The sequence below is a fragment of the Acidovorax sp. M2(2025) genome, assembly GCF_049330835.1.
In the GTDB taxonomy this organism is placed as follows: domain Bacteria; phylum Pseudomonadota; class Gammaproteobacteria; order Burkholderiales; family Burkholderiaceae_C; genus Acidovorax.
The window spans coordinates 3,138,722-3,163,464 of record NZ_CP186262.1 but is presented as its reverse complement, the minus strand read 5'-3'; the positions used below and the strand labels follow the sequence as shown (position 1 = coordinate 3,163,464).

General features: G+C 68.9%; 22 protein-coding genes. 6 read left to right on the top strand and 16 right to left on the bottom strand.

Annotated elements, in window-relative coordinates; all coding sequences use genetic code 11:
• Positions 1-23: 23 nt before the first annotated feature.
• A complete protein-coding gene (locus tag ACOYR3_RS14690) occupies positions 24-1,547 on the bottom strand; it encodes a 3-hydroxyacyl-CoA dehydrogenase (RefSeq protein WP_422843100.1) in 1,524 nt (507 codons plus the stop codon).
• 74 nt (positions 1,548-1,621) lie between these two features.
• Between ACOYR3_RS14690 and ACOYR3_RS14685 the strand changes: the two genes are divergently transcribed.
• Entirely contained in the window at positions 1,622-3,877 is a 2,256-nt protein-coding gene (locus tag ACOYR3_RS14685; RefSeq protein WP_422843099.1) for a hypothetical protein, read from the top strand.
• Between the two features lie 109 nt (positions 3,878-3,986).
• Here ACOYR3_RS14685 and thiE read toward each other — a convergent pair whose 3' ends face one another.
• The 4 genes from thiE to ACOYR3_RS14665 all read right to left on the bottom strand — a co-directional run bounded on the left by thiE (position 3,987) and on the right by ACOYR3_RS14665 (position 7,279).
• Positions 3,987-4,901 carry a thiamine phosphate synthase gene (gene thiE, locus ACOYR3_RS14680; protein WP_422843098.1) on the bottom strand — a complete coding sequence of 305 codons (915 nt, stop codon included), beginning with the start codon at positions 4,899-4,901 and terminating at the stop codon, positions 3,987-3,989.
• On the bottom strand, positions 4,898-5,701 hold the full coding sequence (locus ACOYR3_RS14675; RefSeq protein WP_422843097.1) for a thiazole synthase: 804 nt from the start codon (positions 5,699-5,701) through the stop codon (positions 4,898-4,900). The genes thiE and ACOYR3_RS14675 overlap by 4 nt, the downstream gene beginning before the upstream one ends.
• Before the next feature lie 250 nt (positions 5,702-5,951).
• A complete protein-coding gene (thiS, locus tag ACOYR3_RS14670; RefSeq protein ID WP_422843096.1) occupies positions 5,952-6,149 on the bottom strand; it encodes a sulfur carrier protein ThiS in 198 nt (65 codons plus the stop codon).
• On the bottom strand, positions 6,146-7,279 hold the full coding sequence (locus tag ACOYR3_RS14665; RefSeq protein ID WP_422843095.1) for an FAD-dependent oxidoreductase: 1,134 nt from the start codon (positions 7,277-7,279) through the stop codon (positions 6,146-6,148). The genes thiS and ACOYR3_RS14665 overlap by 4 nt, the downstream gene beginning before the upstream one ends.
• A 271-nt stretch (positions 7,280-7,550) precedes the next feature.
• Here ACOYR3_RS14665 and thiD point away from each other — a divergent pair, with 271 nt between their 5' ends.
• Positions 7,551-8,405 (top strand): bifunctional hydroxymethylpyrimidine kinase/phosphomethylpyrimidine kinase, encoded by an 855-nt coding sequence (thiD, locus tag ACOYR3_RS14660; protein WP_422843094.1) that lies wholly within the window; start codon positions 7,551-7,553, stop codon positions 8,403-8,405.
• A 58-nt stretch (positions 8,406-8,463) separates the two neighbouring features.
• Here thiD and ACOYR3_RS14655 read toward each other — a convergent pair whose 3' ends face one another.
• Positions 8,464-9,780, bottom strand: a complete 1,317-nt coding sequence (locus ACOYR3_RS14655; RefSeq protein ID WP_422843093.1) for a purine-cytosine permease family protein — start codon at positions 9,778-9,780, stop codon at positions 8,464-8,466.
• A gap of 446 nt (positions 9,781-10,226) precedes the next feature.
• Here ACOYR3_RS14655 and ACOYR3_RS14650 point away from each other — a divergent pair, with 446 nt between their 5' ends.
• Positions 10,227-10,973, top strand: a complete 747-nt coding sequence (locus ACOYR3_RS14650; protein WP_422843092.1) for an SAM-dependent methyltransferase — start codon at positions 10,227-10,229, stop codon at positions 10,971-10,973.
• Between the two features lie 144 nt (positions 10,974-11,117).
• On the opposite strand, the gene ACOYR3_RS14645 is transcribed toward ACOYR3_RS14650, so the two are convergent.
• The 10 genes from ACOYR3_RS14645 to ACOYR3_RS14600 all read right to left on the bottom strand — a co-directional run bounded on the left by ACOYR3_RS14645 (position 11,118) and on the right by ACOYR3_RS14600 (position 21,523).
• Positions 11,118-12,164 (bottom strand): NAD(P)/FAD-dependent oxidoreductase, encoded by a 1,047-nt coding sequence (locus ACOYR3_RS14645; RefSeq protein WP_422843091.1) that lies wholly within the window; start codon positions 12,162-12,164, stop codon positions 11,118-11,120.
• Positions 12,165-12,294: 130 nt separating this feature from the next.
• On the bottom strand, positions 12,295-12,624 hold the full coding sequence (gene fdxA, locus ACOYR3_RS14640; RefSeq protein WP_291483926.1) for a ferredoxin FdxA: 330 nt from the start codon (positions 12,622-12,624) through the stop codon (positions 12,295-12,297).
• A 126-nt stretch (positions 12,625-12,750) separates the two neighbouring features.
• Positions 12,751-14,127, bottom strand: a complete 1,377-nt coding sequence (locus tag ACOYR3_RS14635) for a sulfate adenylyltransferase subunit 1 (RefSeq protein ID WP_422843090.1) — start codon at positions 14,125-14,127, stop codon at positions 12,751-12,753.
• Positions 14,127-15,080 carry a sulfate adenylyltransferase subunit CysD gene (gene cysD, locus ACOYR3_RS14630; protein ID WP_422843089.1) on the bottom strand — a complete coding sequence of 318 codons (954 nt, stop codon included), beginning with the start codon at positions 15,078-15,080 and terminating at the stop codon, positions 14,127-14,129. Before cysD ends, ACOYR3_RS14635 begins: the two co-directional genes overlap by 1 nt.
• A 117-nt stretch (positions 15,081-15,197) precedes the next feature.
• On the bottom strand, positions 15,198-15,824 hold the full coding sequence (locus ACOYR3_RS14625; RefSeq protein ID WP_422843088.1) for a phosphoadenosine phosphosulfate reductase family protein: 627 nt from the start codon (positions 15,822-15,824) through the stop codon (positions 15,198-15,200).
• A gap of 25 nt (positions 15,825-15,849) precedes the next feature.
• On the bottom strand, positions 15,850-16,230 hold the full coding sequence (locus tag ACOYR3_RS14620; RefSeq protein ID WP_422843087.1) for a DUF934 domain-containing protein: 381 nt from the start codon (positions 16,228-16,230) through the stop codon (positions 15,850-15,852).
• A gap of 12 nt (positions 16,231-16,242) precedes the next feature.
• Positions 16,243-18,081 (bottom strand): nitrite/sulfite reductase, encoded by a 1,839-nt coding sequence (locus ACOYR3_RS14615; protein WP_422843086.1) that lies wholly within the window; start codon positions 18,079-18,081, stop codon positions 16,243-16,245.
• A gap of 11 nt (positions 18,082-18,092) precedes the next feature.
• Complete coding sequence (locus ACOYR3_RS14610) at positions 18,093-18,896, bottom strand: sulfite exporter TauE/SafE family protein (RefSeq protein ID WP_422843085.1); 804 nt, start codon at positions 18,894-18,896, stop codon at positions 18,093-18,095.
• Between the two features lie 146 nt (positions 18,897-19,042).
• On the bottom strand, positions 19,043-21,049 hold the full coding sequence (gene mnmD, locus ACOYR3_RS14605; RefSeq protein ID WP_422843084.1) for a tRNA (5-methylaminomethyl-2-thiouridine)(34)-methyltransferase MnmD: 2,007 nt from the start codon (positions 21,047-21,049) through the stop codon (positions 19,043-19,045).
• A gap of 201 nt (positions 21,050-21,250) precedes the next feature.
• A complete protein-coding gene (locus ACOYR3_RS14600; protein ID WP_087745509.1) occupies positions 21,251-21,523 on the bottom strand; it encodes an oxidative damage protection protein in 273 nt (90 codons plus the stop codon).
• 172 nt (positions 21,524-21,695) lie between these two features.
• Between ACOYR3_RS14600 and ACOYR3_RS14595 the strand changes: the two genes are divergently transcribed.
• From ACOYR3_RS14595 to ACOYR3_RS14585, 3 genes are all read left to right on the top strand, one after another.
• Positions 21,696-22,718, top strand: a complete 1,023-nt coding sequence (locus ACOYR3_RS14595) for a sulfate ABC transporter substrate-binding protein (RefSeq protein WP_422843083.1) — start codon at positions 21,696-21,698, stop codon at positions 22,716-22,718.
• Between the two features lie 288 nt (positions 22,719-23,006).
• Positions 23,007-23,597 (top strand): NADPH-dependent FMN reductase, encoded by a 591-nt coding sequence (gene ssuE / locus ACOYR3_RS14590; protein ID WP_422843082.1) that lies wholly within the window; start codon positions 23,007-23,009, stop codon positions 23,595-23,597.
• A gap of 160 nt (positions 23,598-23,757) precedes the next feature.
• The gene (locus ACOYR3_RS14585) at positions 23,758-24,735 is read left to right on the top strand and encodes a sulfonate ABC transporter substrate-binding protein (RefSeq protein ID WP_422843081.1); all 978 of its coding nucleotides are present in this window, start codon (positions 23,758-23,760) and stop codon (positions 24,733-24,735) included.
• Positions 24,736-24,743 lie beyond the last annotated feature (8 nt).

The following is a 24,743-nucleotide window of genomic DNA, read 5'->3' as shown; positions in this document are numbered from 1 at the left end:
GTGACCTGTGATGGGTGCGGTAGTCAGTGTTCTTCCACATGCGTGAGGCTCAGGCCGATGGCCCCACGCCGCCGCAGCCAGGGGCTGGGACGGTAGCGCGTGTCGCCGTACACGGTCTGCAGGTTGAACAGCACTTCCAGGATGTTGGTTGGGCCCCAGCGGTCGCCCATGGCCAGCGGGCCGAGCGGGTAGCCCAGGCCCAGCGTGACGGCGGTCTCCAGGTCGCGCGGGCTGCAGATGCCCTGCTGGCAGATGTCGCTGGCGATGTTGACGATGGTGGCCACGACCCGTTGCGTGACGAACCCGCCGCTGTCGCGGATCACGCTGACGGGCTTGCCGTCCCGGGCAAACAGGGCGTGGGCTGCGTTGCGGATGTCCACGCGCGTGGCCGGGTTGGTGGCCAGCACGCGGCGCTTGGTGGCGGCGTCTTCGATGAGCATGTCGATGCCCACCGTGCGCGCCGGGTCCAGCCGCTCCACCACGGCCACCGTGGTCACGTCAAACCCCAGCGGCGCGACCAGGGTGATGGCCTGGGGCGAGGGGGACTGCCCGGTCTCGATGGTGGCGCCCAGGTCCTTGAGCAGCTGGTACAGCTCGGCCCGCCGGGAGGCCCGCGGCGACACCCACACCGGCGGCAGCGCGGCCACCGCGGGCGGCGGCGCCTCGGCGGGAACCTGCGCAGCACCGTCCACATAGCGGTAGAACCCTTCGCCCACCTTCTTGCCCAGCACGCCGCCGGCCAGGCGCTGCGCCGTGATCACGCTGGGGCGAAACCGCGGCTCCTCGTAGTACTGGTGGTAGATGGACTCCATCACCGGATGCGAGACATCCAGGGCCGTGAGGTCCATGAGTTCGAAGGGCCCGAGCCTGAAGCCGACCTGGTCGCGCAGGATGCGGTCCACGGTAGCGAAGTCGGCCACCCCTTCGCCGACGATGCGCAGCGCTTCGGTGCCGAAGCCCCGCCCCGCGTGGTTCACGATGAAGCCCGGCGTGTCCTGCGCCTGCACGGGGGTGTGCCCCATCTGCTGCGCGCAGGCCGCCAGGGCGGCGCACACGGCGGGGTCGGTCTTGAGGCCGGCCACCACTTCCACCACCTTCATGAGGGGCACCGGGTTGAAGAAGTGAAAGCCCGCCAGCCGCTGCGGCCGCCGCAGCCCCGCGCCGATGGCGGTCACCGACAGCGAGGACGTGTTGGTGGCCAGCACGGCGTCGTCCCGCACCACGGCTTCCAGTTCTGCAAAGAGTTTCTGCTTGGCGTCCAGCCGCTCGACGATGGCCTCCACCACCAGGTCGCAGGCGGCAAGCTCCGCCGTGGCCTGCACCGGGTGCAGGCGTGCCGAGAAGGCCGCAACCTGCTCCGCGCCCAGCCGGCCTTTGGCCGCCAGCTTGTTCCATTGGTCCACCAGCGCTGCCTGGGCCGCCTGGGCCGCACCCGGCTGGGCGTCGAGCAAAAAGACCTCGCTGCCGGCCTGGGCTGCGATCTGTGCAATGCCCCGGCCCATGGCGCCGGAGCCCACCACGGCAATGTTGGGAAACTGAATTTTCATAGCGCCCCATTATGGCGTTCGCGTTGCGCGGGCGTTCTGTGCAAGAATGGTTTGCACCTAAAATTGAAATTATTGTGAAATTCAGTAACGCCATTATTGGGGCCGGCCTGTGGGTGGTGGCCGCAGGTGCCTCAGCCTTGTCCTTGGGAGGCGGCAGAGGGACGGTGGTGCTGGGTTCACCCGTGGACCTGTCCTTTGATGTCCAGCCCGACCCGGGTTCGGACTTAGCTTCGTCCTGCGTCGCGGCGCGCGTGATGGCCGGCGACACCGTGGTGAGCGACGCCAAGGTGCAAGTGGTGCCGCTGCCCGATCTGCGGGGTCGCCCGCCCGCTGTGCGGGTGCATGCCGCCATCGCGGTGGATGAACCGGTGGTGACGGTGACGCTCTCCGCCGGGTGCGCAGGAAAAGTCACCCGGACCTATACCTTTCTTTCGGAATTCCCTGCCGCCGTGGCGCGCACGGCATCTCCCGTGGATGTCGCACGCCTGCCCTCCGTGGCCGGGCAGGGCACGGACCTGCCCCGCGTGCAGCAGGGCGCGGCGCCCGCCCGGGCGGATGCTCAGCGCGCGCCGGTTGCCGCCGCGCCAGCGCCGGCTGCGCCCGAGCCTGCATTGCCGCCGCCACGCAGCCCTGCGCCCGTTGCGCCCAAGGCCAGGCCGGCATCCCCGGCGGCAGATGCGCCGGTGCCGGCGCGCCCGTCGCCGGCCCAGCGGCCTGCGCCAGCGGCACGGTTGGCCAAAAAGGCGGCGCCGGAGTCCCGGCCTTCGGAGAAGCAGTCGCGTCTGGTGGTGGAGCCGCTGGACCTGTGGACGGACCGCCCCGTGGCGCTGCGTGCCGCGCCGGAACTGCAGGCCGTTCCCTCGGACCAGCCCTCGGCCGAACGCGCCCAGGCGGCGGCGCTGTGGAAATCCCTGAACGCCCAGCCTGGCGATGTTGCGCCCGAGGCCGAACGGTTGAAGGCCCTGGAAGCCGACGTGGCGGCACTGCGCGCGCGGGCGGCCCGGGACCAGGCGCAAGCCGCCCAGTTGCAGCAGCAGCTGGCCCAGGCCGAAACCGACAAATTCCCGGCCACGGTGGTGTATGCCCTGGCGGGGCTGCTGCTGCTGGCCGGCGCGCTGGTGGCGTGGGCCTGGGTGCGCTTGCGCCGCGCCACCGACAAGGCGGTGCGGGCCTGGCGCGATTCCGTGGCGGCCATGGGAGGGCGCGATGCCCTGGCCGAGCACGAGGCGGCCCTGGGCCTGGTGCCGCATCCCGATGATGCCTGGACCTCTTCCGCCGGAGCGGCCGGCGGCGGCGCGGACGCTGGCGCGCCCACCGTGGCGGTGGTGCCGCCGTTTGTCGCTACAGCACCGGCCCCGAGTGCTCCCGCGCCGCTGAAGCCTGCGGTGCCCGCGCCGGCGCCCCTGCCGGTGGCGGCGTATGTGCCGGCCCCCGGTCCTGCGCCCGTGCCGGCGCCGCAGCCCGTGGTGCACATCGTCAGCCCCGAGGAGCTGTTCGACATCCAGCAGCAGGCCGAGTTTTTCATCTCCGTGGGCGAGCACCAGCAGGCGATCGAGGTGCTGCAGAAGCACATTGCCGAGCATGGCGACACCTCGCCGCTGGCGTATCTGGAGCTTTTGCGCCTGTACCACTCGCTCAGCCGCGTGGAAGAGTTTTCGCAACTGCGCTCGCAGTTCATGCAGTCGTTCAACGCGCAGGTGCCGGAGTTCGCCGGATTCCACCGCACCGGCCGCATGCTGTACCACTACACCGAGGCGCTGGCGGAAATCGAGGCCGAGTGGAGTTCGCCGTCGGTGCTGCTGGTGCTGGAAAAGATGCTCTTCCGGCGCGAGGGCGAGAGCCCGGTGGAGCGCTTTGATCTGGCGGCGTACGACGATCTGCTGCTGCTGCTGTCGATCGCGCAGACCACGCCTGCCAGCGCGCGTGGAGCGCCGCCGCCGCGCGAGCGCACCACGCCGCTGTCGGCGCCTGCGATGGCGGAAGGCTTGCAGGAACGCCCCGCCGTGCCCCAGCAGGTGCTGGCCCCTGAGCACGACCTGCCGCTGGATTCGCTGAATGCGGCGCTGGAGTTTGACTTTGACGAGATGTTCCCCTCGGCGCGCCCCGCCGCGCCGCAAAGCGCTGTGGCACCCGCGCCGGTGGACACACGGGGGACTCCGCTGGATCTGGACCTGGACCTGACGGAGCCGCCGCACCTCACGCTCAGCGATCTGCCGCCCGTGCCGGTCACGGCGCCGCCGCCGCCCGGCCATGCCGTCGGCTTTGGCCTGGACAACGATCTGGTGGAACTGCGCCTGGAGCTGAAGCAGAAGAAGACCGACCCGCGTTAGCGGGCCTGTGGCAGGAGGGGCCAGTCCGAAGGGCTTGGCGCCGATGCCGGGCCTGCGGCCCGCGCTGCCCCGCCGCAGGGGCGGCCCTGCGGCGACGTCCCGGCGCCTCTCAGCCTGCCGCGTCCATCAGGCGCATCAGCTGCGCCGCGGCGGCTTCAGGTTCTGGCGCGTTGACGATGGCGCGCACCACCGCGATGGAGCCCACCCCCGTGGCGCGAACCTGCGCAAACTGCTCGGCCCCGATGCCGCCGATGGCCACCTGGGGGTAGTGCCGCATCAGCCGTGCATAGGCGCCCAGCCGGCCCACGCCCTGCGGGGCGGTGGCCATCTTCTTCAGGGTGGTGGGAAACACCGCACCCATGGCGACGTAGCTCGGGCCGGCTGCGTCGGCCCGCACCATTTCGGCATAGCCGTGCGTGCTGACCCCCAGCCGGATGCCGCGCGAGCGCATCGTCTGCAGGTCGTCCTGCGACAGCGCGTCCAGGTCTTCCTGGCCGAGGTGGACCCCGTAGGCACCCGCCTCCAGGGCCGTGCGCCAATGGTCGTTGATGAACAGCAGGGCTCCGGTGCCCCGCACCGCGTCGACCGCCGCATGGACTTCGCGCGCAACCGCCTGCGCATCAGTGGACTTGAAGCGCAACTGCACCGTGGGCACGCCCGCGCGGGCCATGCGGCCCACCCATTGGGCGTCGGGCAGCACGGCGTAGAGGCCCAGGCGTGGGGGGCAGGGCGCGAAGGCGCGCGGGTGGGGCAGGCCTTGCAGGCCGAAATCCTGGGGCTCGTCCGGCCACAGCGCGGGCTCGAAGGCTCCGGTACGGACGCTGCGCGCCAGCCAGGCCTGCGCCAGGCACTCTGCATCGTGCGCGATGAAGCCCAGGGCGCTGCACGCCCGCAACGCGGCCAGGTACACGGCCTCCTGCCGGGTGGCTGCGGGCACCGGTTCGGCCCCGAAGCCGGCAAAGCTGGCGCCGTGGTGCTGCAGGATCGCCTGCGCCATGGCGCCGGTATCGGCTGCGGCGCTCATGCGTGGTGCCAGAAGGGGGTGCCCAGCACCGGGGTGCTGGGCTGGGCCGCATCCTGGGCCGACATGGCGCCGGCACGGTGGGCAGCGCGGCCTGCGCCGACCGCATCGGCAAACGCGCCGGCCATGGCCACCGGGTCCTGGGCCAGCGCCACGGCGGTGTTCAGCAGCACGCCGTCATAGCCCCATTCCATCACCTGGCAGGCGTGCGAGGGCAGGCCCAGGCCGGCATCGACGAGCAGCGGCACGTCCAGGCGCTCGCGCAGCGTGCGCAGGGCATAGGGGTTCACCGGTCCGCGCCCGGTGCCGATCGGGGCCGCCCAGGGCATCACGGCCTGGCAGCCCACGTCCACCAGGCGCTGGCACACCACCAGGTCTTCGGTGCAATAGGGCAGCACCAGGAAGCCCTCCTTGATGAGGTGCTCCGCGGCGCCCACCAGGTTCAGCGTGTCGGGCTGCAGCGTGTAGTCGTCGCCGATCAGCTCCAGCTTGATCCAAGGGGTGTTGAACACCTCGCGCGCCATCTGGGCGGTGGTGATGGCCTCCTGCGCGCTGTGGCAGCCGGCGGTGTTGGGCAGCACCGGCACGTTCAGTTGGCGCAGCAGCTCCCAGAAGCTGCTGCCGCTTTCGGCCGGGTTGCTGCCCTGGCGCCGCAGCGACGCGGTGACCATGGCGGGCTGGGCGCGCCGCACGGCGGCTTCCAGCACCGCAGGCGAGGGATAGCGGGAGGTGCCCAGCAACAGGCGGCTGTCGAAGCGCTGGCCGTACAGCACCAGCGGGTCTTGGGGCATCGGAGTGGTCATTTGGTTGCTACTGTATTGATAGCTGTTAGCGCATGATGGATAAGCGCTGACGGCCATTTTCGCCTGATTGGTTACTTGTTTCAGATACCACTCCATCCGTTCTGGCTGAGCCCGTCGAAGCCAGGGCTTGCAGCGTGCGTGCAAGGCTTCGACAGGCTCAGCCCGAACGGGTGGGGAAGAGAAAGCGTCTGAGGTAGGTCGCTAATCAGGGGCATTTTCGTGAAGTTTTTCTACGCTGCGCGCCCGTGGCTCAGCCGCCGGTGACGGGCGAAATGATTTCCACGCGGTCGCCCGGCTGCAGGGTGTGGACGGCGTAGCGGTTGTTGGGCACGAAGGTGGTGTTCACCGCCACGGCGAACGGCGGCCGCGCGGCGATGGCGGCCACCGCGTCGGCCACGGTGGCGCCTTCGGGCAGCTCGTGGGGAATCTGGTTGATGGAGATGTTCATGCGCAGGCGGGGGCGGCCACTGCACCGGTTGCGGACGCTGCGGGCTCCAGCTCCAGTGCGAGGTCAAAACGTTGTGAAAGCTCCGATTGTCCCGTGTTCAGCACGTCCAGCGCGACGTCCAGCATGGCCGGCGCGATCATGAAGCCGTGGCGGTACAGGCCGTTGATTTCCAGCACGCCTGGGCGGGGCTGGCGGATCGCGGGCAGGTTGTCCGGCAGTGTGGGGCGGCATTGCGTGGCCAGCTCAAGGACACGGCCTTCCGCAAAGCCGGGGTGCACCGCGTACACGGCGGAGAGCAGCTCCAGCGTGGAGCGCACGCTGGCCGGCGAGAGGTCGTCCGACTCGATCTCCGTCGCGCCGATCACGAAAAGGTGGTCCTGTTTGGGCGCGACGTAGATCGGATAGCGCGGGTGCACCAGCCGCGTGGGGCGCTGCAGCGTGACATCGGGGGCATGGATGCGGACCACCTCGCCCCGCACGCCACGCAGCGCGCGCCAGTCGGCCCGCGCGCCCAGGCCGCGGCAGTCCAGCACCCAGTCGGGCTGGCCGGGCGTGCCGGGGCGGAAGGCCTCGGGCGTTTGCGGGGTGTTCCAGTGCGTGCGCACCGCCAGCCGCTGCATCTCCACCACCAGGGCCGCCAGCAATTGCCGGTTGTCCAGCTGTCCTTCGCCGGGCAGGTACAGGCCCTGCGCAAAGCGCTGGGCCAGCGCAGGCTCGGCCTGGGCCAGGCCCGCGCTGTCGAGCTTTTGCAGCGCGGGCAACTCGGGCACCTTCTGCTGGTTCGCTTCCAATTGCCGGGTGAGCCGCGATGCCTCGGCCGCATCCTGGCGGTGCCAGACGATGAGCGTGCCCGCCTGCTGGAAGTACACGGGCTCGGCCAGGCCGGCCAGCAGCTGCGGCCAGCGCGTGAGGGCATGGTGGCCCATGCGCACCACGCCGGGCTCGGTGATGGCGGATTCGGCCAGCGGCGCCAGCATGGCCGCTGCCACGGTGGCTGCGGACTGCTCCGCCGCAGGGCTGCCGGCGTCGTAGATGTCCACCCGGTGGCCCTGGCGGGCCAGTTCGACGGCGAGCAGGCGGCCCATGAGGCCGGCGCCCAGGATGGCGAAGGAAGAGGAGGGCAGTGGCATAGCGTGTGTCGGTGAGTCCAGGTGGCGGCGGGCGCAACAATGGACAAAACGGGGCTGTGCCGTTGGTAGAAACTCCCCACGCCAGCATGACCTGGATCGGGTAGCGGGGCCGCATGCCGCTTGGCATGGCGCAGCGCTGTGCGCAGGCCCCAGGGTATTTCTCAGTCGCACACCATCACGGCGGGACACCCCTGTTTCGTCCGGAAAAATCAATTACAGCACAACCCTCCTGCGGACTTTTTGCGCTGGCGCATAAGCCATAATTTTTGCCATGACTTCACAGAACACTGCGCCAGCCACCGGCCGGCGCTACGCGCGCGTGCTCTCCATCGCGGGCTCCGACAGCGGCGGCGGCGCGGGCATCCAGGCCGACCTCAAGACCTTCAGCGCCCTGGGCTGCTACGGCATGACGGCCATCACCGCCATCACGGCGCAGAACACCTGCGGCGTCACCGGCATCCACGGCATTCCGCCCGAAATGCTGCGCGCCCAGATCGACGCCGTGGTGCAGGACATTGGCGTGGACGCCGTCAAGATCGGCATGCTGCACTCGCCCGAGGTGGTGCGCGTGGTGGCCGATGCCATCCGCACCTACCAGCTGCCCCATGTGGTGCTGGACCCGGTGATGGTGGCCACCAGCGGCGACCGCCTGATCGCCGAGGAAACCGTGGCCGTGCTGGTGCGCGAGCTGTTCCCCCTGGCCGAAGTGGTGACGCCCAACCTGGACGAAGCCGGCTGGCTGCTGGGGCGCCCGGTGGGCGCCGCCGACCAGCTGGAAGCCGCCGCGCAAGACCTGCAAGCCCTGGGCGCGCCGGCTGCGCTGCTCAAGGGCGGGCACCTGCCCGGCGACTGGGTGGAAGACGTGCTGGCCCTGCCGGACGGCAGCGTGCACCGGCTCGCGTCCGCGCGCATCGCCACCCGCAACGGGCACGGCACGGGCTGCACGCTGTCGTCCGCCATTGCCGCCCACCTGGCGCTGGGCCTGGGCTTGCAGCAGGCGGTGGAAGCCGCGCGCGCCTACATCCTGGGGGCCATTGCCGCCGGGGCCGATGTGACCACCGGCCGCGGGCACGGGCCGTTGAACCACGGCTATGCGCCGCTGGCGCAGAAGGTGGTGCGATTTTAGTGTTTTTTGGCTCTGGCGCTTGTGCAGCAAGCGCGGGCAGCTATCAAAAATGAAGCAATCAGGCCGCGGAGGCCAGCGCCGCAGCCCGCGGCCGCGTGGCCCAGGCCAGCACCAGGCTGAACGCCAGCGCGGGCAGGGCCGAGCCCGCATCCGCCGCCACCTTGGGCGCCAGGTGGTACACCGCCACCCCCGCCAGCCAGATGGCGACCGGCACCGCCTGCACGGCGGGCGCACGCGCCACCAGCGCGGCGGCATCGGCACCGAACGCCAGCCGCCCCAGGATCACGCCAAACAGTGGCACGAACACCGAGCTGAGCAGCAGCAGGAACGGCTCCAGGCTGTGCATGGGCAGCACCAGCGCCAGCGCCGTGCACACCACCGCCACGCCCAGGCCCCAGCGGCGCACGCTCCAGCGCGGCAGCAGGCTGTGGGCCGACACGGCACCCGAATACGCGTCGCCATAGGCGTTGTCCACTTCGTCGATCAGGATCAGCGACAGCGCAATCAGCCCGCCCTGGGCCAGCAGCAGCGCCTGCACCAGGTCCTGGCTGGGCAGCGTCAGGGCCACCAGCACGCCCAGCGCATAGCACCACATGTTGGCCAGCGCATAGCCCGCCCAGGTGCCGCGCAGCGCGGCGCCGCCGCTCCTGCCGTGCCGGGCGTAGTCGGCCACCAGCGGCAGCCACGAGATGGGCATGGCAACCACCAGGTCCAGCGCCGGCAGCATGCCCATGCCGCCTTCGCCCTTGCGCATCCACAGCGCTTCCAGACCCTGGGCCTGCGCCAGCGACAAGAACTGCCACGACAGCCACAGCAGCGACAGCACCACCAGCGGCAGCGCCACCCGCGCAATCAGCTTGCGCACCAGCTGCACCATCGAGCCGCTGATCAGCAGCATCACCACGCCGCCCCACAGCAGCGTGGCCAGCACGGGCCAGTGGGCCCCCGCCATGGCGCCCGACTGCCGGCCAATGGCCACGGTGGCATCGCGCATCACCACGAGCTCGAACGTGCCCCAGCCCACCAGCTGCACGATGTTCAACAGGATGGGCAGGCCCGCAAACGTGCGGCCGTACACCGCATGCATCAGCCCCGCGCTGGCCAGCCCGCTGTCGGCCCCCAGCTTGGCCACCCAGCCCAGCAGGCCCGCACCCACGATGGAGCCCGCCACGATGGCGACCAGCGCCTCCTGCGTGCCCAGCGCAGGCATCAGGTACGCGCCCACCTGCATCACCAGCAGCCCCACGCCCAGGCTGAACCACAGCGAGGCATGGTCGTGCCACTGGAAGACGCGGCGGTCGGGGGCCACTGGGGCCAGCGCCTCGTTGGCGCTGGTCGCGGCGGCGGAAGCAGGCGCGGCAGGGGATGGGGACATGGTGGCTCCGTAAGTAGGCAAGCAGCAGGCAGGTTGCTACAGAGCAGGGGCCGAACGCCCGCCAGCGCACACCCGGTTGACGGGGCCCCTGGCATCGCGGACATGCTTCCCTGCGCGAGGATGATCTCAATGCCACCAAGGCAGAGCTTTGGCGGCAACAGGTTCGAAGGGTTTGATCTCAGCCCTGCAGCGGATGGCTGCGGGACACCCCTAGCGATGGGGGGGGATTCTAGTGAATGGCGGCGGCTGAGGTGGGAATCGGGCTCTTCAATGGCGCGGCTGGAACTGGCTCGCATGTACTATTGGTGCTCTACCGCGGCATCTCCGTCACCCGGACGGCTGCCGTTGACTTGTTGCAGCTGCTGTTGGAAATCCAGGTCCGGCACCCCTTTCCCTCTACGTTAGGCCGCGACCGAATCCATTCACTCCTGTAAGGAAGTTTCACAGTGGACATTCCTCGAATATTCAACATCACGGAGAGTGCTCACCGCATCCACAATCCGATCACACCTGAAAAGCTCGCCACTCTCGGGGCGGCGCTGCGTCTGGAGCCGGGGGTTCGAGTGCTCGACCTCGGCAGTGGTTCGGGGGAGATGCTGTGCACCTGGGCACGCGATCACGGCGTCACCGGCACCGGCATCGACATGAGCCCGTTGTTCACCGAGCAAGCAAAACGCCGTGCCGTCGAACTAGGTGTTGCCGATCAAGTCGGGTTCATCCATGGCGATGCTGCCGGCTATGTCTCTGACGAGAAGGTCGGTGTGGCAGCCTGTGTCGGTGCTACTTGGATCGGCGGGGGAGTCGGGGGCACTATCAATTTGCTGGCGCGGAGCCTGCGAACCGGAGGAATCATCCTCATTGGAGAGCCCTACTGGCGGCAGTTACCGCCGACGGAAGATATTGCCAAGGGGTGTCTCGCCAACTCAATCGCTGACTTTCTCGTGCTGCCAGAACTTCTCGCGTCTTTCGGCCGCCTCGGCTACGACGTCGTTGAAATGGTTCTTGCTGACCAGGACGGCTGGGATAGATACGAGGCCGCCAAATGGCTCACCATGCGCCGATGGCTTGAAACCAATCCCGACGACGAGTTAGTGGAACAGGTTCGCGCCCAACTGACTTCGGAACCCGAGCGCTACGCCGCTTACACGCGTGAATATCTGGGCTGGGGTGTGTTCGCGCTGATGTTGCGGTGAGCATCGCCAGCACTGACTTTTGCCCTTCGGGCTATCCGCCCCACCCATCATTCCACTGGACTGCGCGAAAAGCCGCGCATTCCAGTGAATTCAGACGTTGAGCATTCGTTACAGACCGATCCGGGCCGACACCAGCCCTCCAGCTCAGCCCGCAGCGGCTGATGCAGACACGCCCAGCAACTGATGCAGCCTCGGACTGGTCGTCGTGTACTGCAGCGCCACCTTGTCCCCCTTCAGCGCCTCTGCCGCGCCAAACGCGGCCAGGGTGGCTTCGTGGAAGCCGCACAGGATCAGCTTGCGTTTGCCGGGGTAGGTGTTGATGTCGCCCACGGCGTAGATGCCGGGCACGCTGGTGCGGAAGGCTTCGGTGTCGACCACCAGTTGTTTGCGGTCCATGGCGATGCCCCAGTCGGCGATGGGGCCCAGGCGCGGGGAGATGCCGAGCACGGGCACCAGCAGGTCCAGCGCCAAGGCGCGGGTGCTGCCGTCGGGGTCTACCACCTGCAGGGCGGTCAGGCGGCCGCCTGCGGTGTCGGTGCCGGTGATCTGCGCGGCTTCGACGTGGATGCGGCCTGCATCGCGCAACTGCTGCAGGCGCTGCAGCAGGGCGTCGGGCGCGTGGAATACGTCGCGGCGGTGCAGCAGGCTTACGCGGGCGGCGTGGCCTTGCTCGGCCAGCGCCACGGCCTGCGCCACGGCGGGTTCGTCGCCGCCATGCACGACCACATGGCGGCCGGCCACTTCCACGCTGGCGGGCAGGTGCTGGTAGTGCACCTGGGTGCCAACGAAGCGCTCAATGCCGTCGACCTTGAGCGTGCGCGGCACAAAGGCGCCCACGCCGGCCGCGATGAAGACGGTGCGCGCCAGCAGTTGCGCGCCCTGGGAGGTTTCGACCAGCAGTCGCCCGTCGGCCTGCACGGTGAGGGCGGACACCAGCGTGTTCAGGTGCCACTGCGTCTTGAAAGGGGCGATCTGCTTCAGCAGCAGGGCCGCCAGCTCGCGCCCGGTGCACACGGGGATGCCGGGGATGTCGTAGATGGGCTTGTCGCCGTACAGCTCGACGCATTGGCCGCCCGCATGGGGCAGGGCGTCGATGAGGTGGGCGTTGATGCCCTGCAGACCCAGCTGGAAGACCTGGAACAGGCCCACGGGGCCTGCGCCGATGACGACGGCATCGGTTTCTTGGATCATGGCTGTGACGCCCAAGTGCCAGCGGAAGGCTCCGGGGCGCATGCAATCCACACACACCGTTCACGCTGAGCTTGTCGAAGCGCGGCGCGGGGCGCAGGCAGGCTCAGCCCGAACGGTTGGGATTGGGCGGTCACTTAATCAAATCGGCGATCTTGCCCGGCTTGCCGTTCCACTCGTCCGCATCGGGCAGCGCGGGCTTGCGCTTGGTGATGCTCTTCCAGCCGTCGGCAAAAGCCAGGTCGGCGTTGAGCTTGATGAAGGCGATCTGGTCTGCGGGCAGGTCTTCTTCGGCAAAGATGGCGTTGGCCGGGCACTCGGGGATGCACACGGCGCAGTCGATGCACTCGTCGGGGTCGATGACGAGCATGTTCGGGCCTTCGCGGAAGCAGTCCACGGGGCAAACGTCCACACAATCGGTGTACTTGCACTTGATGCAGTTTTCGGAAACGACGTGGGTCATGACAGGATTTGTGTGGGTCGGTGAAAACCCTCGATTTTAAAAGCTTTCACCGACCTTTGGTTACAGGGCCCCTTGCGGCGAAGGGGTGTCTTGGGCGCGTGGGGGCTGATCTGGATCAGTTTTGAGTCAATTGACCAGCACGGCGCCGGCCGTTTTGTGGCTGGCGGTGTCCACCAGGATCAGCGAGCCCAGCACGCGGGCCTGGGTGAACGGCGCGGCGGGGAGCGCCTCCTGCAGCAGCAGTTCCACATGGCCGATGGCGTTGGGGTCCAGCTGCGTGGCGGGCTCTTCGGCCAGGGTGTTGATGTTGAGCTTGTGCACCACGGCCTTGACCTTGGCCTTGACCCAGCGGTGGCCGTGCAGCGCCCAGTACACGCGGCCGGCGACCAGGGGCTCGTCATCCATCCAGGCGATGGTGGTGGAGAGCTCGCGGCGGGCGGGCCAGGCAGGCACGCTGGCGGGCGTTTCGCCAAAGTCATCGTCCGCAGCCGGCGCGGCGGCTGCCGTGGGGGCGGCCAGGATCCAGTCGCCGCGCGAGACGTCCACCTCGCGGTCGAGGATGATGCCGGCGCTGGTGCCGGCGGGCACGTCCTTGGGGCGGCGGGCGTGGTCCAGCACCTGGGCCACGGTGGCCAGCTGGCCGCTGGGGAAGATCTGCACGGCGGTGCCGGGCGCAAAGCGGCCTGCGGCCACGCGGCCCCAGAAGACGCGGCGGCCCTGGCTCGTGTCCGACGAGGACGAGAACTTCTCGACCCATTGCACCGGGAAGGCCGGGGCCAGCGCCGTGTCGGCGGGCGTGTTGGGCAGCTCTTCCAGCACCTGCAGCAGGGTGGGGCCGGTGTAGCCGCACCAGCCGGCATGGGCATCGACCACGTTCCAGCCCTTGAGGGCGGACACGGGCACCGTGGCGCGCACGGTGATGCCGGCGGCCTGCGCAAACGCGGCCAGCGCGCCCTGGATGTGCTTCCACGCCAGCGCCGGGTCTTCCACGGCGTCGAGCTTGTTCACGGCGAACACCAGCGAATGCACGCGCAGCAGGTGCACCAGCAGGCTGTGGCGGCGGGTCTGCGGCAGCAGGGCCAGGTTCGCGTTCTTCCAGTCGAGCTTGGTGGCGTCGACCAGCACCACGGCGGCGTCGGCGCTGGATGCGGCCGTCACCATGTTGCGGGTGTACTGCTCATGGCCGGGCGCGTCGCCGATGATGAACTTGCGCTCTTCGGTGGCGAAGTAGCGGTAGGCCACGTCGATGGTGATGCCTTGCTCGCGCTCGGCGCTCAGGCCGTCGGTCAGCAGGGCCAGGTCGGTCTCGCCCTGGCGCTGCACGCCGGCCAGGTGGTCTTGCAGCACGGCCTTGCTGTCCACCAGCAGGCGGCCGATCAGCGTGCTCTTGCCATCGTCCACGCTGCCGCAGGTGATGAACTTGAGGGCGGAGATATGGTCATTTGGGGCTCCAGCGCTTTCTGGATAGGCGCTGGCAGCTATCGAATTGGTAGTGTTTGTCATCAGAAATACCCGTCTTTCTTGCGCTTTTCCATCGACGCGTCGCTGGTCTTGTCGTCCATGCGCGTGGCGCCGCGCTCGCTCACGTCGGCGGCCAGGGTCTCGATGACGATCTCGGCCGGGGTGGCGGCGGTGCTCTCCACCGGTGCGGTGCAGGTGATGTCGCCCACGGTGCGAAAGCGCACGTCGCGCGTCTCCACCACCTCGCCTTCGCGCGCGGGGGTCAGCTCGGTCACGGGCATCAACAGGCCCTTCTTGTCCACCACCTGGCGCTTGTGCGTGTAGTAGATGCTGGGCAGGCCGATCTGCTCGCGGTCGATGTACTGCCACACGTCCAGCTCGGTCCAGTTGCTGATGGGGAACACGCGGAAGTGCTCGCCGGGCTGCAGGCGGGTGTTGAACAGCGTCCATAGCTCGGGGCGCTGGGCCTTGGGCTGCCATTGGCCGAAGCTGTCGCGGTGGCTGAAGATGCGCTCCTTGGCGCGGGCCTTTTCCTCGTCGCGGCGGGCGCCGCCGATCAGCGCGTCAAAGCGGAATTCCTCGATCGCTTCAAGCAGCGTGACGGACTGGTGCACGTTGCGGCTCTCGCCCGGGTGGGCCAGGCGCACGGTGCCGCGGGCCATCGAATCCTCCACGCTGCGCACGATGAGTTCGGCGCCCAGCTCCTTCGCGCGGAAGTCGCGGAAGTCCGTGACCTCGGGGAAGTTGTGGCCCGTGTCGATCATGAGCAGCGGGTAGGGAATGCGGCCTGCGCCAAACGCCTTCTCGGCGCACTTGAGCATCACCAGCGAATCCTTGCCGCCGGAGAACAGCAGGGCGGGGCGCTCGAAGGCGGCGGCGACTTCGCGCAGGATGAAGATGGTTTCTTCCTCCAGCGCGTCCAGGTGCGAGTTGTTGAGGTGGTAGCTCATGTTGTTGGTTTGCTCAAGCAGCGCTGAGTCGGTGCGGGCGTTCATGGTCGGCTCACTAGTGGAGTCATGCGGATGCGTTCAATCCTCTGAACCGTTCGGGCTGAGCCTGTCGAAGCTCTGCGCGGCGCTTCGACAAGCTCAGCGTGAACGGTTTCTTGGTGATCAGTGGGCAAGGTGCAACCCGCACTCGCGGTTGTCTTCACCCTTGGTCGGGTCCACGTAGTCAAAGTTGTTGGGCAGGCCGTGCTTCACGCAGTACTCGTGCAGGTCCTTGGACGACCAGTGCAGCAGCGGCGCCACCTTGATGAGGCCGTCGGGGTTGATGCTCACCGGGTCCATCTGCGCGCGCACGGCGGTGTCGGTGGCGCGCAGGGCGGTGAACCAGACCTTGGGCGCGGTCTCGCGCAGGGCGCGGGCGAAGGGCTCCAGCTTCACCTCTTCGGTGAAGGCGGCGTGGCGCGGGTCGTCCAGGGCGGGCGTGGGGCCGTCCACGGCCTCGCGGTGTGCGCGCGAGCGCAGGGGCAGGTAGATCTTGAGGTTCAGGCCCAGCTGCTTCGTCACCTCGTCGGCGAAGCGGTAGGTGGCCTCGGTGTTGTAGCCGTTGTCCATCCACACCACCGGCACGTCGGGCTTGACCTGCGTGACCATGTGCAGGATCACCGCCTCGAACGGGCGGAAGTTGGTGGTGACGATGGTGGGCTGGCCCAGGCCCAGGGCCCATTCGACCAGGCCGGGCGCGTTGCGGCCCAGGTCGGCGTTGATGCGGGCGAGGTCGAGGGTGTTGTTCATGGCGTGGGGGTCTCGGGCACTCATCTCAGGCGGCCTCGCGGAAGTGGGGCAGCGGGTGCGTCACGTCGCCCTGGTAGAAGGCTTTGAAGCGGTCGAACTGGCGCTGGGCGTCGGCCATGTCCACGCCTTCGCGCAGCACGGCCACGTCGAAGCCGCAGCGGGCCATCTGCACCAGCTGGTCGATCAGCACGTCGCCGGTGGCGCGCAGCTCGCCGGCAAACTTCAGGCGGCCGCGCAGCAGGCGGGCCTGGCTGAAGGCCCGGCCGTCGGTGAACTTGGGGAACTGCAGGTCGATGCGGTCCACGCCCGCCAGGTCCAGCTCGAACGGGTCGGCGTCGTTGGGCAGTTCAATGACCTTCTGGCCCGCGGGGCTGGCCACATGCTCGTGAGAGGCGATGATTTTCATAGGGTGCAGCCTTTAGGCGGCTTCGGTTTCAGCGGGATGGCGCGCGGCATGGGCGGCGGCCTTGAAGGGGTCGAGGCCGACACGGCGCACCGTGTCGATGAAGTGCTCGTAGCGCGGGCCCTCGGCGTCGCTTGCCAGCAGCTGGCGTTCGGTGCGGTAGGTGGCCAGCAGGGCCTCGATCACGCCCGGCACTTCGGCGGCGCTGAACGAGGGGCCGATGATCTTGCCCGGCGTGGCAGGGCCCGACAGGTCGGAGCCGTCCGCCCCGCCCAGGGTGATCTGGTACCACTCCTTGCCGTCCTTATCGACGCCCAGGATGCCGATGTGGCCGCTGTGGTGGTGGCCGCAGCTGTTGATGCAGCCGCTGATGTGCAGGTCGATTGGGCCCAGGTCCCACAGCTCGTCCAGGTCCTGGTAGCGCTCGGTGATGGCCTCGGCAATCGGCAGGCTGCGGGCATTGGCCAGCGAGCAGAAGTCGCCGCCGGGGCAGGCGATCATGTCGGTCAAGAGGCCAATGTTGGGCTTGGCCAGGCCCAGGGCCTTGGCGGCCTGGTACAGCGCGGGCAGCTGGTCGCGGCGCACCCAGGGCAAGAGCAGGTTTTGCTCGTGCGTCACGCGCATCTCGCCGGCGGAGAAGCGGTCGGCCAGGTCGGCGGCGGCTTCCATCTGCTCGGCCGTGGCGTCGCCGGGGGCGTAGCCCAGCCGCTTGAACGACAGCATCACGGCGCGCAGCTGCGGGTGGCGGTGGGGCAGCACGTTGCGTTGCAGCCAGCGGCCGAAGTCCTTGTCCTCTTCTGCCGCGGTGCGCAGCAGGGCCAGGGTTTCGGCCTCGGCGTTGGCGGGCGACAGGTCCAGCGCGGGCTCGCGGAAGTTGGCGGACACGCGGTCGTATTCGGCCTGCGTGATGGTGTGGGGGCCGCCTTCGACCTCCACGATCTGGCGGAACTCTTCTTCCACCTGGTCCACGTACGCCTGGCCTTCGGCCTTCACCAGAATCTTGATGCGGGCCTTCCAGCTGTTGTCGCGCCGGCCGTAGCGGTTGTACACGCGGATCACGGCCTCCAGGTAGTTCATGAGCTGGTTCCACGGCAGGAACTCGCGCAGCACGGGGCTGATGGTGGGCGTGCGGCCCATGCCGCCGCCCACGCGCACCTTGAAGCCCAGCGAGCCCGCGTCGTTCTTGACCAGCTGCAGGCCCACGTCATACCAGCCTAAAGCGGCGCGGTCTTCGCGGGCGCCGTTGATGGACACCTTGAACTTGCGCGGCAGGAACGAGAACTCGGGGTGCAGCGTGCTCCACTGGCGCAGGATCTCGGTGAAGGGGCGCGGGTCGGCGATCTCGTCGGCCGCAATGCCGGCCAGCGCGTCGCTGTTGATGTTGCGGATGCAGTTGCCGCTGGTCTGGATGCCGTGCAGGTTCACGGTGGCCAGCAGGTCCATCACGTCGGCCGCCTTGGACAGCGGAATCCAGTTGTACTGCACGTTGGTGCGCGTGGTGAAGTGGCCGTAGCCGTACTTCAGCCGGGTGCCGATGCGCCGGCCGTCGGCCAGCGAGATCTCGCCCAGTTTTTCCTGCGTGGCCTGGGCCTCGGCCAGCAGCGCGGGCTCGGGCTGGTCGTATTCGCGGGCCACGCGGGCCAGCACGCGCAGCTGGGCGCTCGACAGTTCGCCGTACGGCACGGCCACGCGCAGCATGGGCGCGTAGCGCTGCACATACCAGCCGTTTTGCAGGCGCAGCGGGCGGAACTGCTCTTCGGTCAGCTTGCCGGCCTGCCAGCGCTCCAGCTGGTCGCGGAACTGCTCGGCCCGCAGGCGGATGAATTGGCGGTCAAAGTCGGTGTATTGGTACATCGTGGAGCAACTCAGATCAGAATCAGTTTGAAGCCCGCCCAGGCAAGCAGCAGGGAGAGGGCGGAGCGGATGACGCGCTCGGGCGTGCGGGTGACCAGGCGCGAACCCAGCCAGATGCCGGGCAGCGAGCCCGCCAGCAATTGTGCAAGCAAAGGCCAGTCCACCGAGCCCAGCGTGGCATGGCCCAGGCCCGCCACCAGCGTCAGCGGCACGGCATAGGCAATGTCGGCGCCGATGATGCGCGGCAGCGGCAGCAGGGGGTAGACCAGCAGCAGCACGGTGACGCCGATGGCCCCCGCACCCACCGAGGTGAAGGTGACCAGGGTGCCGATCACGGCGCCCAGCAGCACGGGCAGGCTCCAGTGGCGGGGGCGGGTGGCCTGGGTGTCGCTGCCGGCGCGGCGGGCCTGGTCGGCCGCCTGGCGTTCGCGCGAGAAGGCCACCACCTTGTAGAGCGTGGCGGCTGCCGTCAGCAGCAGGGCAAAGCCCAGCGTGGTGGTCATGATGTGCTGGGCCTGCGCGCTGGCCGGGCCCAGCACCCGCAGCGCCCACAGGGCCAGCAGGGCGGCCGGGACGCTGCCGGCGCACAGCTGCGCCACCACGCGCCAGGGCACCAGGCGCTGGCGCGCCATGCTCACGGTGCCACCCAGCTTGGTGAATGCGGCAAACAGCAGGTCCGTGCCGATGGCCAGGTGCGGCTTGATGCCAAAGAAGAAGATGAGCACGGGCGTCATCAGCGAGCCGCCGCCCACCCCCGTCAGGCCCACGATCAGCCCGACGGCAAAGCCCGCAAACACAAACGCCAAGTCATGCATGCAGGCGAATGTAGGCGGGGTGCTTATGGAAGCAAACTATTGTTTTGTGCTTCGGATATGCAAATATCGGTATAAGCCGGACCGGTGCACCCCGCCAGGGACCCTTGCGACAGCGCGCCGTGGGGTGGCAGGTGCGCCTGCCGCGGTCACGCCATCCGTTCGCTGGCCAGGGCGCGGGCCAGCTTGGCGTCCAGGGGCAGCGGCTCGGCGTTGACGCGGGCGGCCAGCAGTTCGCCGCACAGCAAGGCCAGGGTCAGGCCCCGCGCGCCCATGGCCGTGCACACCCACAGGCCGGGCAGCGCCTGGGCATCCACCGGCCCCACGATGGGCAGCCGGTCCGGGGCGGTGCAGCGCACGGCGGCCCAGTGTTCGACGGCGGGCGGCTCGCCACCGCTTTCCCCGGCGGCGGGCCGGGCCTGGAGGGCCTGAAAGACCTGGAAATGGGGCGCCAGCGCGTGGGCCGCTGCGGGCGCAAGGGTTTGCAGCTTGTCCCAGTGCAACTGGTGCGCGGCGCGCTGGTCTGCGGCGCTGGCGGGCAAGGTGGTCACGCCGCGCTCGAAGGTGGAGCCCATGATCCAGCCGCGCTCGGGGGCGTCGCCCGCGGGGCCGCTGCCGTCATCCCCGCAGCCGAACGACGGCACGAGGTTGCCATGTCCGTTGGCCGGAAAAGGCGCGGGGGGCGGCTGGTGCGCCGGGTAGCGCCCCCAGGAAACCTGTCCCCGCACGGGTTGCAGGGGCCAGCGGTCGGCCAGCAGGGTGGGGCTGCCAGCCCCGGCGGCAATCACCACCAGGGGGGCCTGGGCCAGCACCTGGCCCTGGGCGTCCAGCGCCTGCCACTCGGTGGGGGGCGAATCGCTGGCAGCGGCACCGCCTGCCTGCGGGGCGGGCACGGCGCGCAGGCCGGCCACGCGGCTGCGGCCGTGCCAGGCCACGCCGGGCTCGCGCAGCAGTGCTTGGACCATCCGGGGCGGGCGTATCCAGCCGCCCTGGATGTGCCAGCAGGCCACGGCATCGGGGGGCAGGCCGGCCTGTTCGCGGACGGACGGGGCGGCCGAGGTGCTCCAGTCGGCGCCGGGGCCTTCCTGCCAGTCGGCGGGCAGGCCGGGGCTGCCGTCGGTGCGGTGCTCCAGCACGCCCGTCGGCCCCCAGTCCTGCCCGGCCTGCAGGCGTTGGCGGGCCTGCTGCAGCGTGATGCGCACGCCGCTGCGGGACAGGCGCGACAGCACGGCATCGTCGGGCGACACATGCGGGGCAAACACCCCTGCCGGCAGGCCGGATGCGCCGGCAGCCGGTTCCGGGGCCTCGTCGAGCACCTGTACCCGCCAACCCCGGCGCGCAAGGCTGGCCGCGGTGGCGGCGCCGGCCAGGCCGCCGCCAATCACCAGGCAGTGGCGGGCCTGTGCGCTGGCGGCGGGGGGGAGAGGGCTTTCGGGCAACGTGGCGACGCGGGGCCGTGGCTCCCACGCAGGGTTGTAGGTGGCGTGCAGGTTGTCGCGCTTGGGCGGCACGCCCGGCACGCGCTGCACCTCAAAGCCGCATTCGGCCAGGGCGTCGCGCACCGCGCGGGCGATGGTCCAGGTGGCCAGCTGCGTGCCCCGGCGGCAGCAGCGCGCCACTGCCTTGAGGGTATGGGCGCTCCAGATCTCCGGATTGACCGAGGGGCTGAACCCGTCCAGGTACACCGAGTCCGCCGTGGGCGCCTGCTGGCGCAGCATGGCTTGCGCATCGCCGATGTACAGCGTGAGCAGCACGCGGCCGTCTTCAAACGCCAGCCGGTGCACGCCGGGCAGCAGCCCCCACCATTGGGCGTGCAGCTGCTCGGCCAGGGGGGCCAGCTCGGGGTGGGCGGCGGTGGCGCGCAGCAGGTCGGCGGCGCTGACGGGCCAGGCTTCGGTCGACACGAAGTGGAGCAGCCGGGGCCGGTGCTCGTCGGCCCGCCATGCGGCCCAGGTGACGAGAAAGTTGAGGCCAAAGCCAAACCCGGTTTCCAGCACGCGCCACTGCGGCTGCCCCGCCCAGGCCGCCGGCAGGCCGCAGCCCTGCAGGAACACTTTGCGGGCCTGGTCGAGCCCACCGTTTTCGCTGTGGTAGCGGTCGCCAAAGCGCGGGCTGTAGGGGGTGCCGTCGGGCAGCCAGTGGATGGACTCGGACATGGTGTTGCGGGCAACTCAGAAAAAGAAAGGGCGCCACCAGGGCGCCGTACTTGGGCTGCTTTGTACCGGAATCCGGGGTGCGGGCGGTTGTGCTAGATCACTGGCTGGGCGGGACATCGCCCGCAGCCGCATCGGTCCCGCCACCCAAAAAGTGGTTTTAGCGAAACCACTTTTCGCAGCGCTGCACTTCGCTTTGCTCCGTTATGCGCTGGGCGGGACGTAGCCCGCCGCGGCGTCTGCGCCGCCGCCAAAAAAGTGGTTTTCCATCTGCCGTGCCAGGTATTGGCGGGCCCGTGCATCCGCCAGGTTCAGGCGGTTTTCATTCACCAGCATGGTCTGGTGCTTGAGCCAGCCGGCCCAGGCCTCCTTGCTCACGTTTTCCCAGATGCGCTTGCCCAGCTCGCCGGGGTAGGGCGGAAAGTCGAGCCCTTCGGCTTCCTTGCCGAGCTTGATGCATTGAACGGTGCGTGCCATGGGGTTCCTTGGAATGATGAGAAAAAAAGAGGAGCAGGCGAGCGAGGGCCTGCACAGATGTTTTGGATATAAAGAACTGAAATCTCAGTAGTTCCAGTTTTGAAGAGGGGCTTTCAGAATGCGTTGCATCGGTGTTCGGCACCGCAACCCATTCCTAAAAAAGAGGCCCTCCGTGAACTTTCGCCGCGACTTTATCAAGTTTCCCTTCGCTGCCGCCCTGGCCGGCAGTTTGGCCCTGACGGCATTGCCGGCGTTGGCGCAGTCTGTGACCCTGCTCAATGTGTCGTACGACCCGACGCGCGAGCTGTATGTGGACTTCAACCAGGCCTTTGCCAAGCACTGGAAGGCCAAGACCGGCCAGGACGTAACCATCAAGCAAAGCCACGGCGGCTCGGGCAAGCAGGCGCGGTCCATCATCGACGGGCTGGAGGCCGACGTGGCCACGCTGGCCCTGGCGGGCGACACCGACGCGCTGCACGCCAACGGCGGCTGGATCCCCAAGGACTGGCAAAAGCGCCTGCCGCACAACAGCTCGCCCTACACATCGACCATCGTGCTGGTGGTGCGCCAGGGCAACCCCAAGGGCATCAAGGATTGGGACGACCTCGTCAAGCCGGGCATCAGCGTGATCACGCCCAACCCCAAGACCTCGGGCGGCGCGCGCTGGAACTACCTGGCCGCGTGGGAATTCGCCAAACGCAAGTACGGCGGTGATGCCAAAGCCAAGGACTTCGTCGCCAAGCTGTACGGCAACGTGCCCGTGCTCGACACCGGCGCGCGTGGCTCCACCATCACCTTTGCGCAGCGCAACCAGGGCGACGTGCTGATTGCGTGGGAGAACGAGGCCTACCTGCTCGAAAAGGAGTTCGGCGCCAAGTTCGACGTGGTCGCGCCGTCGATCTCCATCCTGGCCGAGCCGGCCGTGACGGTGGTGGACAAGAACGTGGACAAAAAGGGCACGCGCGCCGTGGCAGAGGCCTACCTGCAATACCTCTACACCGACGAAGGGCAGGACATCGCCGGCAAGCACTTCTACCGCCCCGCCGTCTCGGAAAAGGCCCAGGCCAAGTACGCCAAGCAGTTCCCCAAGCTGAACCTGTTCACCATCAACGACGCGTTTGGCGGCTGGGACAAGGCGGCCAAGGAACACTTTGCGGACGGCGCGAGCTTCGACCAGATCTATACGCGGAAGTAAGAACAAGAGCGCTCGGTCAGGTACCGATCTCCGAAGGCTCCCGCCCCCTCTCCCCTGGTGGGAGAGGGCCGGGGAGAGGGGGGCGAAACGCGCACGGCGCGGGTTCATTCCCCCCCTCTCCCCAACCCTCTCCCGCCAGGGGAGAGGGGGCAATATTCCCCGGGGGCGCCGCTGCTTGGTGCGGGCTGGTGCTCCGATTGGAAGTTGTTATCGGGTCAGGCAAAAAATCGCTTCTAGCGCTTATCCATAAAGCGCTAGCAGCTATCAAAACAGTAGTAAAGGAACGCTATGTCCGCCTTGTTGATTGCCGGCAGCCCCTCCGAGCGCTCCCGCTCTGCCGCCTTGCTGGACGCCGTGGCCCAGCGCCTCTCGGTGCGCGGTGCGCTGGTGGACCGCATCCACATCCGCGACCTCTCGCCCCAGGCCCTGCTGCTGGCCGACTTCGGCCACCCCACGGTGGTGAACGCCATCGACCAGGTGGCCGACGCCAGCGTGCTGGTGGTGGCCACGCCCGTCTACAAGGCGGCCTACAGCGGCGTGCTGAAGGTGTTTCTGGACCTGCTGCCGCAGACGGCCCTCAAGGGCAAGACGGTGCTGCCCCTGGCCACGGGCGGCAGCCCGCACCACATGCTGGCGCTGGACTATGCGCTGCGCCCCGTGCTGCAGTCGCTGGGCGCCAAGAGCATCCTGCCGGGCATCTACGCCACCGATGCGCAGGTCACGCTGTCGCCCGAGGGCGGCTACCACCTGCAGGCCGACATCGCCGCGCGGCTGGACGACGCCGTGAATGTGCTGGTGACCGAGACCCTGCGGCCGTCGCCCGCCCAGGCCACGCGCTTTGCGCCGGTGCCGTTCTCGCAGGTGCGATGTAGCGTCTGACGCAGCCCGGCGCTGCGGCAGGCCCGCAGGGCTGGCGCCCCCTTCATCCCCTCACCATTTTTTGTTTTTGCTGCGCCGGGTGCGCGGGCAGGGCGGCGTGCCGCCTGCTGCCAGCCCGCACGGTGCTACCTCCCACCTCATTTGCTGCTGGACCCGCATCATGAATGAACTGAACCGCTTCTCCCTGCAACGCCGGCACCTGCTGGCTGCCAGTGCTGCCACCGCTGCCTCAGCGGCGCTCCCTGCCGCCTCTTGGGCCCAGGCTTCTGGCGGCCCCCGCGTACTGCGCGTCGGCCACCAAAAAGGCTGGCTCTCCCTCCTCAAAGGCCGCGGCACGCTGGAAAAGCGCCTGGCCCCGCTGGGCGTGAAGGTGACCTGGACGGAATTCAACGCCGGCCCCGTGCAGCTGGAGGCGCTGAACGTCGGCTCCATCGACTTCGGCGACGTGGGCGAAGCCCCGCCCATCTTTGCCCAGGCCGCTGGCGCGCCGCTGGTCTATGCCGGTGCCACCGTGCCGCGCCCCGCGCTGGAGGCGGTGGTGGTGCCCAGCGGCTCGCCCATCCGCAGCGTGGCGGACTTGAAGGGCAAGCGCGTGGCCTACAACAAGGGCTCCAACGTGCAGTACTTCCTCGTCAAGCTGCTGGAAAAGCACGGCCTGAAGTACGGCGACGTGCAGTCCGTCTTCCTGGCCCCGGCCGACGCGCGGGCCGCGTTTGAAAAGGGCGCGGTCGATGCCTGGATCATCTGGGACCCGTTCCTGGCCGCCGCGCAAAAGACGCTGGACGCCCGCCTGCTGGCCGACGCCACGGGCGTGGTGAACAACCGCGCCTACTACTTCACCTCGCGCGACTTCGCCACCAGGAACGCCGATGTGCTGCGCATTGCCATCGAAGAGGTCAACGCCATCGACACCTGGGCGTCCAAAAACAAGGAGGCCGCCGCGGCCGAGCTGGCCGCCGTGCTGGGCCTGGACAAGTCCATCACCGCGCTCTACCTGGGCCGCGCCCGCTTCGGCACGGCGCCCGTCACCCGCGAGATCCTGGCCGAGCAGCAGTCCATTGCCGACACGTTCTACGACTTGAAGCTCATCCCCAAGAAGCTCAACCTGCTGCACGCCGCGCCGGTGGACCTGCTGTAGCCCCCAAG

Bases quoted from the DNA above. Each gene is read 5' to 3' on its own strand.
- ACOYR3_RS14635 (WP_422843090.1), bottom strand. From the start codon at position 14,127: ATGACAAACACTACCAATTCGATAGCTGCCAGCGCCTATCCAGAAAGC.
- ACOYR3_RS14615 (WP_422843086.1), bottom strand. From the start codon at position 18,081: ATGTACCAATACACCGACTTTGACCGCCAATTCATCCGCCTGCGGGCC.
- ACOYR3_RS14665 (WP_422843095.1), bottom strand. From the start codon at position 7,279: ATGCCACTGCCCTCCTCTTCCTTCGCCATCCTGGGCGCCGGCCTCATG.
- fdxA (WP_291483926.1), bottom strand. From the start codon at position 12,624: ATGACCCACGTCGTTTCCGAAAACTGCATCAAGTGCAAGTACACCGAT.
- ACOYR3_RS14620 (WP_422843087.1), bottom strand. From the start codon at position 16,230: ATGAAAATCATCGCCTCTCACGAGCATGTGGCCAGCCCCGCGGGCCAG.
- ACOYR3_RS14600 (WP_087745509.1), bottom strand. From the start codon at position 21,523: ATGGCACGCACCGTTCAATGCATCAAGCTCGGCAAGGAAGCCGAAGGG.
- ACOYR3_RS14645 (WP_422843091.1), bottom strand. From the start codon at position 12,164: ATGATCCAAGAAACCGATGCCGTCGTCATCGGCGCAGGCCCCGTGGGC.
- thiD (WP_422843094.1), top strand. From the start codon at position 7,551: ATGACTTCACAGAACACTGCGCCAGCCACCGGCCGGCGCTACGCGCGC.
- ACOYR3_RS14585 (WP_422843081.1), top strand. From the start codon at position 23,758: ATGAATGAACTGAACCGCTTCTCCCTGCAACGCCGGCACCTGCTGGCT.
- ACOYR3_RS14625 (WP_422843088.1), bottom strand. From the start codon at position 15,824: ATGAACAACACCCTCGACCTCGCCCGCATCAACGCCGACCTGGGCCGC.
- ACOYR3_RS14655 (WP_422843093.1), bottom strand. From the start codon at position 9,780: ATGTCCCCATCCCCTGCCGCGCCTGCTTCCGCCGCCGCGACCAGCGCC.
- ACOYR3_RS14610 (WP_422843085.1), bottom strand. From the start codon at position 18,896: ATGCATGACTTGGCGTTTGTGTTTGCGGGCTTTGCCGTCGGGCTGATC.
- thiS (WP_422843096.1), bottom strand. From the start codon at position 6,149: ATGAACATCTCCATCAACCAGATTCCCCACGAGCTGCCCGAAGGCGCC.
- ACOYR3_RS14690 (WP_422843100.1), bottom strand. From the start codon at position 1,547: ATGAAAATTCAGTTTCCCAACATTGCCGTGGTGGGCTCCGGCGCCATG.
- mnmD (WP_422843084.1), bottom strand. From the start codon at position 21,049: ATGTCCGAGTCCATCCACTGGCTGCCCGACGGCACCCCCTACAGCCCG.
- thiE (WP_422843098.1), bottom strand. From the start codon at position 4,901: ATGAGCGCCGCAGCCGATACCGGCGCCATGGCGCAGGCGATCCTGCAG.
- ACOYR3_RS14675 (WP_422843097.1), bottom strand. From the start codon at position 5,701: ATGACCACTCCGATGCCCCAAGACCCGCTGGTGCTGTACGGCCAGCGC.
- cysD (WP_422843089.1), bottom strand. From the start codon at position 15,080: ATGAACGCCCGCACCGACTCAGCGCTGCTTGAGCAAACCAACAACATG.
- ssuE (WP_422843082.1), top strand. From the start codon at position 23,007: ATGTCCGCCTTGTTGATTGCCGGCAGCCCCTCCGAGCGCTCCCGCTCT.